Origin of the sequence: Pseudomonas sp. IT-P12, from assembly GCF_949767465.1 — a bacterium.
Classification (GTDB): domain Bacteria; phylum Pseudomonadota; class Gammaproteobacteria; order Pseudomonadales; family Pseudomonadaceae; genus Aquipseudomonas.
Window position 1 is genome coordinate 752,648 of record NZ_CATKPY010000022.1, and the last position, 13,551, is coordinate 766,198.

7 protein-coding genes are annotated in these 13,551 nt (G+C 62.9%); 6 read left to right on the top strand and 1 reads right to left on the bottom strand.

The genetic code is table 11. The annotated features are described in order from the left end of the window. Positions 1 to 48: 48 nt before the first annotated feature. The 5 genes from pvdM to ACM6IM_RS18220 all read left to right on the top strand — a co-directional run bounded on the left by pvdM (position 49) and on the right by ACM6IM_RS18220 (position 9,634). Positions 49 to 1,416, top strand: coding sequence for a pyoverdine-tailoring dipeptidase-like protein PvdM (gene pvdM / locus ACM6IM_RS18200; protein ID WP_414865905.1), 1,368 nt, complete (start codon positions 49 to 51; stop codon positions 1,414 to 1,416). Beyond that, positions 1,413 to 2,696, top strand: a complete 1,284-nt coding sequence (locus tag ACM6IM_RS18205) for an aminotransferase class V-fold PLP-dependent enzyme (protein ID WP_201191057.1) — start codon at positions 1,413 to 1,415, stop codon at positions 2,694 to 2,696. The genes pvdM and ACM6IM_RS18205 overlap by 4 nt, the downstream gene beginning before the upstream one ends. A gap of 34 nt (positions 2,697 to 2,730) precedes the next feature. Next, positions 2,731 to 3,609, top strand: coding sequence for a formylglycine-generating enzyme family protein (locus tag ACM6IM_RS18210; protein ID WP_414865906.1), 879 nt, complete (start codon positions 2,731 to 2,733; stop codon positions 3,607 to 3,609). A gap of 215 nt (positions 3,610 to 3,824) precedes the next feature. Next, complete coding sequence (locus ACM6IM_RS18215; protein ID WP_414865907.1) at positions 3,825 to 5,489, top strand: cyclic peptide export ABC transporter; 1,665 nt, start codon at positions 3,825 to 3,827, stop codon at positions 5,487 to 5,489. After that, the gene (locus ACM6IM_RS18220; RefSeq protein WP_414865908.1) at positions 5,489 to 9,634 is read left to right on the top strand and encodes an amino acid adenylation domain-containing protein; all 4,146 of its coding nucleotides are present in this window, start codon (positions 5,489 to 5,491) and stop codon (positions 9,632 to 9,634) included. The genes ACM6IM_RS18215 and ACM6IM_RS18220 overlap by 1 nt, the downstream gene beginning before the upstream one ends. A gap of 317 nt (positions 9,635 to 9,951) precedes the next feature. Here the strand turns inward: ACM6IM_RS18220 and ACM6IM_RS18225 are convergent, their stop codons facing one another. Beyond that, positions 9,952 to 12,429 (bottom strand): TonB-dependent siderophore receptor, encoded by a 2,478-nt coding sequence (locus ACM6IM_RS18225; RefSeq protein WP_414865909.1) that lies wholly within the window; start codon positions 12,427 to 12,429, stop codon positions 9,952 to 9,954. A gap of 670 nt (positions 12,430 to 13,099) precedes the next feature. On the opposite strand from ACM6IM_RS18225, the gene ACM6IM_RS18230 reads away from it, so the two are divergent. Further along, positions 13,100 to 13,405 carry a DUF3077 domain-containing protein gene (locus ACM6IM_RS18230; protein ID WP_414865910.1) on the top strand — a complete coding sequence of 102 codons (306 nt, stop codon included), beginning with the start codon at positions 13,100 to 13,102 and terminating at the stop codon, positions 13,403 to 13,405. The last annotated feature ends 146 nt before the right edge of the window (positions 13,406 to 13,551 follow it).

A 13,551-nucleotide genomic window follows, 5' to 3' on the forward strand; every position in this document is an offset into this window, starting at 1 on the left:
TCCTCCCAGATAGCAAAGGCCCTGCGGGCGAACCTGACTGAGACGGCAATGAAAAGACCACGTTCGAAAAAGGCTCTTTATATCGGCCTGCCATTGGCCCTGGCGATTGGCGCCGTCGGCGGTTTTGCAGCCTGGGACCACTGGTTCAGCGACGATCTCGGGTACCCGGCCAAAGTGGTCAAACAAGCCGACGAATTGCACCAGCGCCTGCTCTCCTTCGACAGCCACGTCAGTCTCACGCAAAATTTCGGCACCGACGGCAACGAGGCGGACAAGGACGGCGAGGGTCAGTTCGATCTGGTCAAGGCCAACCGTGGCCAGTTGTCCGGCGCGGCCCTGACGATTTTCGGCTGGCCGGAAATCTGGAACGGCGCCAACGCACCGCACAAGCCCACCGACGGTTTTGTCGACGAGGCGCGCAACCAGCAGGAAATCCGCTACAAGATCATCACCGGCATGGTCCGCGACTTTCCCAACCAGGTCGCCATCGCCTACACCCCGGATGATTTCCGACGCCTGCACGGTGAAGGCAAATTCGCGATTTTCATCAGCATGCTCAACGCCTACCCGCTGGGCCACGACCTGAGTCAGCTGGACCGGTGGACGGCGCGCGGCATGCGCATGTTCGGCTTCAGCTACATCGGCAACAACGACTGGGCCGACTCCTCGCGACCGCTGCCGTTTTTCAACGACTCGCCCGATGCGCTCAATGGCCTGTCGGACCTGGGCAAGCAAGCGGTCGGCCGCCTGAACGACCTGGGCGTGATCATCGATGTCTCGCAGATGTCGACCCTGGCCCTGGAACAGGTCGCGCAGTTGAGTCGCACGCCGATGGTGGCCTCGCATTCGGCGCCGCGGGCGATGGTCGACATTCCGCGCAACCTCAGCGACAAGGAAATGCAGCTGATCAAGAACAGCGGCGGCGTGGTCCAGGTGGTGGGCTTTTCGCAGTACCTCAAGCCGCTGACGCAGAACACCCAGGACAAACTCAACGAATTGCGCAAGGCATTCGATCTGCCGCCCCTGCCCAACCTGGCCGTGGCGCTGATGCCAGGCGACCCGATCATCGCCGCCTGGTCCGAGGAAAAATTCGGCAAATACGCCAGCCGCCTCTACGCGATCCTCGAGGAAGAACCCAAGGCCAGTCTCAAGGACCTGGGCGACGCCATCGACTACACGGTGCGCAAGATCGGCATCGATCACGTGGGTATCAGTTCCGACTTCAACGAGGGCGGCGGCGTCAAAGGCTGGGAGAACGTCGGTGAAATCCGCAACGTCACCGCCGAGCTGATTTCCCGCGGCTACTCCGAGGCCGACATCGCCAAGCTGTGGGGCGGCAACTTCCTGCGGGTCTGGGACCAGGTGCAGAAAGCCGCCAAACCGGCGCTGATTTCACAGCAAGGCACTCGACCATGACCGATCGTCGTACATTCCTGAAGCAGGCGGGGCTCTTCGCCGCCAGCCTGCCCCTGAGCGCCGGTCTGCACAACGTCGCCAGCGCTGCCCCACTGGCGCCCCCCCTGCCACGGGACAAATGGGCGCAACTGCGGCAGCTGTTCGACCAGGATCCGGACTACCTGCACTTCTCCAATTTCCTCGTCACCTCGCACCCCAAACCGGTGCGCGACGCCATCGCCCTGCATCGCGCCGCCCTCGACCGCAATCCCGGGCTGGCGATGGACTGGGACCTGGGCGTGAGCGAACAACGCGAGGAGCAAGTGCGCGTCTGGGCCGGTCGCTACCTCAAGGCCGATGCCCGGCAGATCGCCCTGACCGGCAGCACCACCCAGGGCCTGGCCATGATCTATGGCGGCGTGCAGGTGCGCCCGGATCAGGAAATCCTCACCACCGTCCACGAGCACTACGCGACCCACACCATCCTGGACCTGCGCCAGCAACGGGACGGCACCCGTGTGCGCAAGATCGAATTGTTCAAGGACCCGCAAACCCTGTCGCGCCAGGAAATCCTCGACAACATCGACCAGGCCATCCAGCCGCAAACCCGCGTGCTGGGCATGACCTGGGTGCATTCGGGCAGCGGCGTCAAACTGCCGATTGCCGATATCGGGGCGCTGGTGGACAAGCACAACCGCAACCGCAGCGAACAGGACCGTATCGTTTACCTGGTGGACGGCGTGCACGGCTTCGGTGTCGAGGACCTGGACTTCCCCGGCATGAACTGCGACTTCTTCATCGCCGGCACCCATAAATGGATGTTCGGCCCCCGCGGCACCGGCATCGTGTGCAGCCGCAGCACCGAGCTCAAGTACGTCACGCCGATCATCCCGACCTTCTCCGAGGCCACGGCGTTTTCCACCACCATGACCCCGGGCGGCTATCACGCCTTCGAGCATCGCTGGGCGCTCGATGAGGCGTTCAAACTGCATTTGCAACTGGGCAAGGCCGAGGTCCAGGCGCGCATCCATGAACTCAATACCTACCTGAAACAACGCCTGGCGCAACACCCGCAGATCGAACTGGTGACGCCGCGCAGCCCGGAATTCTCCTCGGGCTTCACGTTCTTCCGGGTCAAGGACAAGGACTGCGACGAGATCGCCGCCTACCTGATGCACAACCGTGTGGTCGCCGATGCCGTGGAGCGCGATGTCGGCCCGGTGGTCCGCACCGCCCCCGGCCTGCTCAACAATGAGAGCGAAATCGAGCGTTTCATGCAGTTGCTGACCACGCAGCTCTGAATCCGCCCCTATCCACTTGTCAACGAGAGAAACGATGAACAGTGTGCTATCAGGTTATTCCCTGAGGACGCTCGCGGCCCTGGCCTTCGCCACTGCCGCGCTGCTGCCGGTCAGTGCCCAGGCGGGTGCCATCGCGCCGGGCAACGTGTTCAGGGACTGCAAGGACTGCCCGGAAATGGTGGTGCTGCCCGCCGGCACCTTCACCATGGGCACGCCGGAGGATGAGGTCGGGCACGAGCCCGATGAAAGCCCGCAGCACCCGGTGACGTTCGCCCGTCCGGTGGCGATCAGCCGCTTCCAGGTGCTGGCCGGCGAATGGAACGCCTACCTGCGCGACACCGGTTACGTCATGCCGGACGGTGACGACCGCCCTGGCCGCGAGTGCAAGGCCGGCATTCCACGCTACGAATACACCGCCCGCCATCCGGCCGTGTGCATGGACCTCGAGGAAGCCACGGCCTATGTCGCCTGGCTGTCGAAAAAATCCGGCAAGCATTACCGCCTGGTCAGCGAATCCCTGCGCGAGTACGCCGCCCGCGCCGGCAGCAGCGGACCATTCCCCTTCCCGTTCGATGAAGGCAAGGAATACAGCATTGCCAAACACGCCAACACCTACGGTGCAGCCGACGGCTACAACTTCACCTCGCCGGCAGGACGCTTCCCGGCCAACGCCTTTGGCGTCTACGACATGCACGGCAACGTCTACGAATGGACGGCCGATTGCTACACCGAAAACTACGTGGGCGCGCCGAGCGACGGCAGCGCCTGGCTGACCGAGGATTGCAAGGTCCAGCGCCTGCGCGGCAACGACTGGGGCGAAGCACCGGTGTTCTCGCGCTCGGGCAATCGCAACGCCGCCTACGCCGACGCCCGTGGCGACTGGCTGGGTTTTCGGGTGGCGCGGGATTTGTAAACGCACAGGGTTTGAAACAACCACAAACACTGTGGCAACGAGCCTGCTCGCGAAGGCGCTGGGTCAGTCAGCGAGGGCGCACCCGCCCCCCTCATTCCGTCGCCCCGTCCTCAAACAAACCCGTGCGCGGCTAAATCGTCGTCCACGGGTTTCGTCTTTTAACCAGCCAAACCCTTGAACCTCTGCCCTTGCCGGCACCTGAAGCGGAACCCCCCATGACCTCAAAACCCCGCGGAGCCATCAGTGAAGTCCTCGGCCTGCTCAGGCCTTTCCGGGTCGTCGTGGTGTTGTCCATCCTCCTCGGCATGCTGGGAGGCCTGAGCATCACCGCGCTGCTGGCGACCATCAACGACGCCCTGAACGCCGACGGCAGCCCTTCGCCACAGGTCCTGGCGACCTTCATCGGCCTGTGCGCGGCGGCGCTGCTGACCTCGATCCTGTCCGACATCGGCACCAACCATGTCGGCCAGCACATCATTGCCGGCCTGCGTAAATCGTTGGGGGAAAAGGTGCTGCTGGCGCCCATCGAGCAGATCGAGCGGTTCCGCACCCATCGCCTGATTCCAGTGCTGACCCACGACGTCGACACCGTCAGCGATTTCGCCTTTTCCTTCGCGCCGCTCGCCATCGCCTTCACCGTGACCCTCGGTTGCCTGGGTTACCTGGCGTACCTGTCACTGCCGATGTTCGCCCTGTTGCTGGTCGCCATCGTGATCGGCACCGTGGTCCAGTACGTGGCCCGGGCGAAAGGCATCAAGGGCTTCGAAGCCGCCCGCGAAGCCGAAGACGAACTGCAAAAGCACTACAGCGCCATTGCCGCCGGGGCCAAGGAGCTGCGCATCCACCGCCCGCGTCGCCAACGCATGTTCAGCCAGCGCATCGAAGGCACGGCCGACTACATCTGCAACACGCACATCCGCTCGATCAACACCTTCGTGATCGCCAAGACCTTCGGCTCGATGCTGTTCTTCGTGGTGATCGGCCTGGCGCTGGCCCTGCAATCGTTCTGGCTGGGCACCGACAAAGCGGTGCTCAGCGGCTTCGTGCTGGTGCTGCTGTACATGAAAGGCCCGCTGGAATACCTGGTGACCACCCTGCCGGTGGTCAGCCGCGCCAACATTGCCTTCCAGCGCATCGCCGAACTGGCGGAACAGTTCTCTTCGCCGGAACCGCATCTGCTGCTGCGCGAAACCGGCACCGAGAAGAAAGCCACGGTACAGCAGTTGCAAATGCACGACGTGCACTACGCCTTCCCTGCCGTCAAAGGCAGCGCCGCCTTCGAACTCGGCCCGGTCAACCTGACGATCAACCAGGGCGAAATCGTGTTCATCGTCGGTGAAAACGGCGGCGGCAAGACCACCCTGATCAAACTGCTGCTGGGGCTCTATGCGCCGCAACGCGGTGAAGTACGGGTCGACGGCCAGACGGTCGGCGCCGAAGGGCGAGACGATTACCGCCAGCTGTTCACCACCATCTTCGCCGACTACTACCTGTTCGATGAACTGGTGCAGGGCGACCAGCAGGTGCCGGAAGACGCCAACCGCTATCTGGAACGCCTGGAAATCGCCCACAAGGTCAGCATCCAGGAAGGCGCCTTCAGCACCACCGACCTGTCCACCGGCCAACGCAAGCGCCTGGCCCTGCTCAATGCCTGGCTGGAGGAGCGGCCGGTGCTGGTGTTCGACGAATGGGCCGCCGATCAAGACCCGGCGTTCCGGCGGATTTTCTACACCGAACTGCTGCCCGAGCTCAAAGACCTGGGCAAGACCATCATTGTGATTTCCCATGACGACCGCTACTTCGAGGTGGCGGATCAACTGGTGCGCATGGAAGGTGGGCGGGTTGTCGCCCAGAAGCAGCTGCTGGCCGCGAGAGCATGATGAACGACTTGATCGATGACGATGTACTGGCACTGCTGCTGGCGGAAGCCGCTGATCAGCCCCAGGGCATCACCGCCCGCGACCACCGCGCGCCGGCGCCGATGTCCTTCGCCCAGCAACGCTTGTGGTTCCTGCAGCAACTGTCGCCGGACAGCGCCGCCTACAACCTGCCCCGGGTCATTCGCATCCGTGGCACGTTAGACCCGCAACGCCTGGAAAATGCCCTGAACCAGGTGCTGGCGCGGCACGACATCCTGCGCACGGCGTTCCGCGAGAGGGACGGCGTGGCGCTGCAGGTGGTCGACGAACAGGCCCGCCTGGTACTCGGCCGGGAAGACCTGTCGACCCTGGCGGAACACCCCCGCGCCCGTGAGATTGCCCGGCGCATCGAGGCCCAGGCGGGCACACCGTTCGACCTGCGCCAGGCCCCGCTGATGCGGGCGACGCTGCTGAAGGTCGGCCCCCATGACCAACTGCTGCTGATGGACATGCACCACATCGTTTCCGACGCTTGGTCCAATGCGATCCTGATGCAGGACCTGACCCGTGCCTTCGCCCAGGCCACGCCACTGCCGCGCCCGGCGATTCAATACGCCGACTACGCCGCCTGGCAACGGGATGAATACCTGAACGGCCCGGCGTGCGCCAACAGCGCCGCCTACTGGCAAGACTACCTGGGCAAACCGCTGCCGACCCTGGACATGCCGGTGGACTTCCCGCGCAGCGAGCAACACCGCCACCCGGCCGGGCATCACGACGTCCGGCTGCCGGACGAGCTGTGTACCACCCTGAACCGCTTCTGCCAGCAACGGGGCCTGACGCCCTTCGTGGTCGCCTTCGGGGCCTGGCAATTGTTGTTGAGCCGCTACAGCGGCCAGCAGGACTTCACCGTCGGCGTGCCCAACGCCACCCGCAATCGCAGCGAAACCCAGGAGCTGGTCGGCTGCTTCGTCAGCAGCCAGGTGTATCGCGTGCGCATCGACCCACTGCTGCCGGCCATCGATTTCCTGCAACGCCTGCGCCGCGAATCCCTGGCGGCCCTGGATCACGGCGACTATCCACTGGAGTTGAGTTTCGATGCCCTGCAATTGCAGGCCAGCGCGCAACCCAATCCCCTGTTCCAGGTACTGTTCAACTGGCGCACCGACAACGGTGAGTCCGAGCGGATCGATCTGGACGGCCTGACCCTGGAGTTTCTCGACAGCGGTCCGAGCCAGGCCAAGTTCGACCTGGCGCTGGACGTCAGCTACTCGCGGCACGGCATCGAGGCAAACGTGGAATACAGTCGCGACCTCTACCGGTCGGCGACCATCGAGCGCATGACCCGGCACTGGCTGAACCTGCTCCGGGCGCTCATCGCCGAACCGGCCCGTACGCTGGGCGAACTGCCGCTGCTGGACGATGCCGAACGCCAGGTGCAATTGCGCCAGTGGAACCCACCGCTGTCGGCGCCGCCCGAGCATGGCGTGCATCAGTTGTTCGAACGCCAGGCACAGTCCACGCCGCAGGCGCTGGCGCTGATCTGCAACGACCTTGCCCTGAGCTATGGGCAGCTCAACGCCGCCGCCAACGAGCTCGCCCATGGGCTGATAGCCCAGGGAGTCGGGCCCGAAGTCCTGGTGGGGATCGCCGTGGAGCGTTCGGCGTCGATGATCATCAGCCTGCTGGCGGTGCTCAAGGCCGGTGGCGCCTATGTGCCGCTGGACCCGGACTACCCGCAGGAGCGATTGACCTGGATGATCGAAGACAGCGGCCTGAGCGTGCTGCTGACCCAGCAGTCGTTGCTCGGCCGGCTACCGTCGCAGCCGGGCGTGCAGATACGCTGCGTCGATGACCTTGACGTGCGGGGCACGTTGAATGCGCTCAATCCACCCTGCCGGACGACGGGCAGCAACCTGGCCTACGTGATGTTCACCTCCGGCTCCACCGGTCGCCCCAAAGGCGTCGGCATCACCCAGGCGGCGTTGACCCGCCACGCCCAGGTGGCGCTGGAGTTTCTCGGCCTCACGCCGCAGGACCGCTCGCTGCAGTTCGCCACGTTCAATTTCGATGCCTTCGTCGAGCAGCTTTACCCAGCGCTGATCTGCGGCGCGTCCGTGGTGCTGCGCGGGCCGGACATCTGGGACAGTGCCACCTGGTATCGCGAATTGCTCGACAAGCAGTTCACCACCAGCGACCTGACCACCACCTACTGGAACATGCTGGCCAAGGACTTTGCTGCGGCCGGCCTGCGCGACTACGGTGCGTTGCGCCAGGTGATCGTCGGCGGCGAAGCCATGCCGCCGGAAGGCGTGGCGGCCTGGGGCGAGGCCGGGCTCGGGCCTGTGAAACTGCTCAACACCTATGGCCCGACGGAAACCACGGTCAGTGCCACCCTGCTCGATTGCAGCGACTACGTGACCGGGCAGCTAGCCCTGCCCAAAAGCATGCCGATCGGTCGACCGCTGGGCGGACGAGCGATCTACCTGCTGGACAACGGCGGCCAGCCGGTCCCGGTGGGCGTCGTCGGCGAACTGATGATTGCGGGCGACCTGCTCGCACGGGGCTACTTCAAGCGTCCGCAGCTCACCGCCGAACGTTTCATCCCCGACCCGTTCGACACCCGTGGTGGCGGGCGCCTGTATCGCACCGGCGACCTGGCGCGTTATCGCGCCGACGGCGTGATCGAGTATGTCGGGCGCCTGGATCACCAGGTGAAGATTCGCGGCTTCCGCATCGAACTCGGTGAAATCGAATCCTGCCTGCTGCAATCGCCTGACGTCCGCGAAGCCCTGGTGGTGGCGCGGGAAGGTTCGGCCGGCATGCAACTGGTCGCCTACGTGGTCGCCCGCGATGCGAACCTGAGTGAGCCGCAACAACTCGAGTTGCGCGAAACCCTCAAAGCCGAACTCAAGGCCAGCCTGCCAGGCTATATGGTGCCGGCTTACCTCCTGGTCCTGGCAGCCATGCCCGTCAGCCCCAATGGCAAGCTCGACCGCAAGGCATTGCCGCTGCCCGACCTGAGTCAGGCCCAGCGCCCCTTCATCGCCCCCGAAACGCCGTTGGAGCAAGGGTTGGCCCAGCTCTGGCAGGAGGCGTTGCAGATCGAGCGGGTCAGCCTCGACGACAACTTCTTCGAACTGGGCGGTCACTCGATCCTGGCCATCCAGTTCATCTCGGCGCTGCATGCCCGCCTCGGCATCAAGCTGGCGCTGCAACAGATGCTGGCGCACCCGACCATCGAAGCCCTGGCGCGGTTCATCGCCCTGGAACATCAACAGAACGTGCAATGCGTGGTCGAGCTCAATGCCTCGACGCCGAAGGCACCACCGTTGTTCTGCCTGCACCCCAGTGGTGGCATCGTGTTCTGCTACCAGCCCCTGGCGAAAAAACTGGCTGCCCATGCCAGGACGTATGGCGTGATGCACAAGGGTTTTGCCGACAAGGAGTCGAACCCGCAGAGCTGGGCCGAGATGATTGACGACTACAGCGCGCAGATTGTCGACAAACAACCCCACGGCCCTTATCGGCTGATGGGTTGGTCGCTGGGCGGCGCCATCGCCATGGACGTGGCAGCCCACCTCGAACGACAGGGCCGCGAGGTAAGTTTTCTCGGCCTGGTCGACACCACCCTTCCGGACCGTGACTTGCCGGCCGATCTGCCACGCAAACCGTTGGAAGAAGACAACCCGAACCACCTCAGCCCGGAAAACGAGCTGTTGGCGGCCCTTGAAGTGTTCAGCCTGATGTTTGCGCACCTGGAAGAAGCCGCGTCGGCCTTCATCGCCGAACACCCGACGACCGACCTCAAGGCGTTCTATCAGTGGGCCAGCTCACAGACCGCCACCGGGGAGCAGGACCTGATCGCGACCCTGGAAGGCATCAAGCAGGAGATCATGAACGCCCAGGCCTACGCGATTCATGACCGTCTGGTGCAGGCGTTCGACGCCTTCACCCTGCCGATGCTCAAGGTCCAGGCCAGTTGCTGGTGGTCGCTGTCGCATAAAACCCTGGAGCAGGTGCTGCACTCGGAACAGGTCCTCAGGGCGCACAATGTGACTGGCCAGTTGCAAGGCTCGATACACTCCCCCCTGCCCCACCGCAGCATGATCTACAGCGAGCCGCTGCTGGCGTCGTTCACCGAGGTGTTCCTCAAAACCCTGTAGGAACGGGCTTGCTCGCGAGGGTCGCCAACGATAATGCGGGCGGCCTGACCCCCTGCAGCGGTCTCATGTCCATCGCGAGCAGGCTCGCTCCCACAGAGAAAACCCGATCCCCTGTAGGAGCGAGCTTGCTCGCGAGGGTCGCCAACGATAACGCGGGCGGCCTGACACCCTGCAGCGGTCTCATGTCCATCGCGAGCAGGCTCGCTCCCACAGAGAAACACGCTCCTACAGAAAAGCGATCTTCCCTGTGGGGTCCACAAAAAAAAACGCAGAAGCCTGGGCTTCTGCGTTTTTGTTTTCAGCGGCGTTTCAGTGAATCAAAACTCCGGGGTGTATTTCACGCTGAACATCACGTTGCGTGGATCGCCGTAGTTGTTGTTGCCGTCAAACTGGTTGTAGCCGGCAGTGAAGTACGTCTTGTCGAACAGGTTGTTGGCGTTCATCGCCAGCTCGACTTCCGGCGTCAGTTGGTAACCGACACGGGCGTTCCATACGGTGTAACCCGGTACGTTGACGTCGTGATCGAAGCCCACGGTGTGGGTCTGGGCGGTGAAGCCCAGGCCGGTGCTCACGCGGTTCCAGTCGCCGCCCCACTGGTAGTTACCCCAAACGCGAACCATGTGCTTGGGCGTCCACCAGCTGAAGATCTTGCCTTCGTTGGTTGGGTCGTCCAGGTACTTGGTGGTGTTGTAGGTGTAACCGGCAAACAATTGCAGACCGTCCAGCACTTCGCCGCTGATTTCGGCGTCGATGCCCTGGCTACGCACTTTCCCCGAGGCCTTCGAGCAGTACCAGCCGTCGCAGATCTGCGGACCGTCCGTATCGAGCGTGGCGCGGTTTTCCTGGTCGTAACGGAACACTGCCAAGGACGTGTTGACCCTACCATCCATCAGTTCGCCCTTGAGGCCGATCTCATAGTTGGTGCCGATGATCGGCTTGATCACCGAGCCCCCCGTGTCGCGTTCGGTCTGCGGCGTGAACACGTCGGTATAGCTGGCATAAACCGCCCACTCGCGGCTCAAGTCGTAGACGACACCGGCGTACGGCGTGACCTCGCCGGTTTCGTTGGAGGTGCTGTCAGGGTTGGCCGTCAGGCTGGTTGCATCCTGGCTCCAGGATTTGTAGCTGTAGTCATACCAGCTCACCCGCGAACCGACGACAAAGGTCAGATCATCGACCGGCTTGATGCGCCAGCTGCCATACAGGCCTTTCTGGCGAATGTCATATTTGCTTGGTGTGCCGAAACCGCCGGACTCGAGCAGGCCCTCGTAGCTGATTTCCGGACGGTTGTGATCGATATCAAAAATGTTGCCGGTGCCGCCATCGAACGTACGGGCGTATTTATCGTTGGAGGTGTACTTGGAGTAGTTGCCCCCGAGCATGACTTCCTGCTGCATGGAAAAGGCTTCGAATTTCCCGGTGATGTTCGTGTCGATGCCAAGCTTGGTGGAGTCGGTGTCCGTCACGAAGTCCGCATACTGCAAACCACCGCCATCGGGATCAAGACCGTTACCAAAGGCTTGCGAGCGCTGGTTTTTCGCCTTGTTGGTTTCGCTCATGCGCACGGCACCGATCTTGAACGCCCAGTCTTCGTTGAAGCGGTGTTCCAGATCGGTGTAGAGCGTGGTGACGTCGATGTCCGTGTGGTTCCACTTCGCGCCCGTGTAGGTCTTGCGCGGCAGGTCGACCGGCTTGCCGTCCGCATAGCGCGGGAAACCACGAACGTTGCTGCGCGAGGTGCCATCGGAATTACTGACGGCAAAGCCCAGGGTGGTGTCTTCGCTCAGGTCGAAGTCCAATGCGCCGTACAGCGAAGTGGTCTTGTACCACTCGGAATCGATGAACGAATGACTGTTGTCCTGATCGGCCACGAATCGACCGCGAATGGTACCGGTCTGGTTCAGCGGACCGCCCGCATCCAGCTGCAGACCGTAGTGATCCCACGAACCGGCCTTGGCGGTAATCGCCACGGTCGGCGCAATCTGGCCACGCTTGCGCACCATGTTCACCGCACCACCGGGGCTGCCCGTACCTTGCAGCAAACCGGAGGCGCCGCGCAGAATTTCCATGCGATCGAAGAAGATCAGGTCTTGCGTGGCCCAGTTACCCAGCGCATAGGTGTTGCGCGGGATTGGCACACCGTCGTACTGCCAGTCATCAATCTGAAAACCCCGCGAGCTGAGGATCATGCCCCGGCCCACACCCTGGGCGCCGACCAGACCGGTAGTCTTGTTGGCTGCGTCCTTGAGGTCGACGATGTCCTGATCGTCCAGCTGCTTGCGGGTCATCACCGTGACCGACTGCGGAATTTCCTTGAGGGTGTGGGTGCCCTTGCCGATGGTCACGGCATTGGAGGTGTAGGAGTTGGAACCTTCGGTGGTGGCCTCGACCCGTTGCCCATTGATAGTGGTGGCGCCCAGTTCCAGACTTTCGCCCGTGGCGCCGCGCACCAGCATCAGCGTGTTGCCTTCGAAGCTGTAGCGCACGCCAGTGCCCTTGAGCAATTCGGCGATCGCCGCTTCCGGGCTGAGCTTGCCGCTGACGCGATTGCTGCGCAGGTCCGCCATCTCGCTGGCGTCGTAGACCACCTGCCGGTTGGTCTGGTTGCCAAAGGCCTTCAAGGCCTGCGGCAGCGACTGCGCCGGAATGTTGATCGCGAACTCTTCAGCCATCACCTGCGCACTCAACGGCAACAGGCAAGCCATGCCCAGCCCGGCCAGCGCGTGGCGCGGGCGAAGGCTGCGGCAAATGACCAAAGCCTTGAACAGAGGTTTCAACTCGAAAATTGCTGACATCGTGCTCTCTATTATTGGTAGAAGGATTAGACGGCCAACCGCTGCCAAGACCTCGTCACCACCGCCAATGCGCACTTTTCAGCGGCACATCAGCCAACGGCCTGACCGAACCCCTCCCCGGGCAGCGGTCGTCTGGACAACGGAAAAATTCTTGTAGCGCCGCACAAATCGGACACCTGAGGGCAGCCTCGCCCCACCGGTTTTGCGTGCTCACAGAAGTGAGACGCAGCACCGGGGAAAAACCGGAATGAGTTTATTTATCATTTGTAGAAAATTATTAAAAAGAAACCCAGAGGGGCGTGGGACTCTGTTTAATTTCGTTGACTTGAGAGGACGAAATATCGGATGACGCCTACAACCCTTTGTAGGCAAACTCCGAATCTTGCGGTTGGGCACTTTGATGCCTTGTTGCGTGTTTCTTCGGCGGGCTAGTCTCCGGTCGTCGCTGCCCCTTCAGCGACCGGGCTTGGAAACCCGTCGAACCGCAACGCATCAGCACCCTGCAGAGACGCAGCCTTTTTCGGGACTGCGATCTCACGTTATGGCGGCTGTGCGTGGGACGCCCTCGGGCGTGCCGGTTCCTCGGTTCCCGGTTTTCCAACCTGCGTACAGCTGCCACCCCTTCGCTTGGAAACGAAAACGGCAGCTCCTCGAACCCAGGAGTTAACCCATGAAGAATCCATCCGCCCCACCAGAACTGAAGACCATCGGCCTCACGCCGCTCATCTATTGCTCGAACCAACCCCTGTTCCACGTCACCCGCGATGTGCCGCTCAGCGATGCGCTGGCCATGGCTTCCGATTTCCTGTTTCTCGCCAAGGGGCTGACCCAGGATGCGGCCTACGCCCGCGACTCCGACCGGCATGCCTGGGCGGCGCACTACCTGACGGAATTGAGCAAGGCCTTGGTTGATGATGTGGTGAAGGTGCTGGAACCTTCGCCCGCCCGGACCAAGGCCGATTCCAAAAAAGCTTGAGCCCCCCCATTGTGGGCGCGAGCCTGCTCGCGAAAAACCAGAGACCGCCGCTGGGTGTCAGACAACCCGCGTCATCGTTCACGGCCATCGCGAGCAGGCTCGCTCCCACAGGTTGCTGCCTGTTTCATTTCGTTGACTTGAGAGGC

Excerpts from the sequence above, each read along its gene's own strand:
- pvdM (WP_414865905.1), top strand. The coding sequence starts at position 49 with ATGAAAAGACCACGTTCGAAAAAGGCTCTTTATATCGGCCTGCCATTG.
- ACM6IM_RS18205 (WP_201191057.1), top strand. The coding sequence starts at position 1,413 with ATGACCGATCGTCGTACATTCCTGAAGCAGGCGGGGCTCTTCGCCGCC.
- ACM6IM_RS18210 (WP_414865906.1), top strand. The coding sequence starts at position 2,731 with ATGAACAGTGTGCTATCAGGTTATTCCCTGAGGACGCTCGCGGCCCTG.
- ACM6IM_RS18215 (WP_414865907.1), top strand. The coding sequence starts at position 3,825 with ATGACCTCAAAACCCCGCGGAGCCATCAGTGAAGTCCTCGGCCTGCTC.
- ACM6IM_RS18220 (WP_414865908.1), top strand. The coding sequence starts at position 5,489 with ATGAACGACTTGATCGATGACGATGTACTGGCACTGCTGCTGGCGGAA.
- ACM6IM_RS18225 (WP_414865909.1), bottom strand. The coding sequence starts at position 12,429 with ATGTCAGCAATTTTCGAGTTGAAACCTCTGTTCAAGGCTTTGGTCATT.
- ACM6IM_RS18230 (WP_414865910.1), top strand. The coding sequence starts at position 13,100 with ATGAAGAATCCATCCGCCCCACCAGAACTGAAGACCATCGGCCTCACG.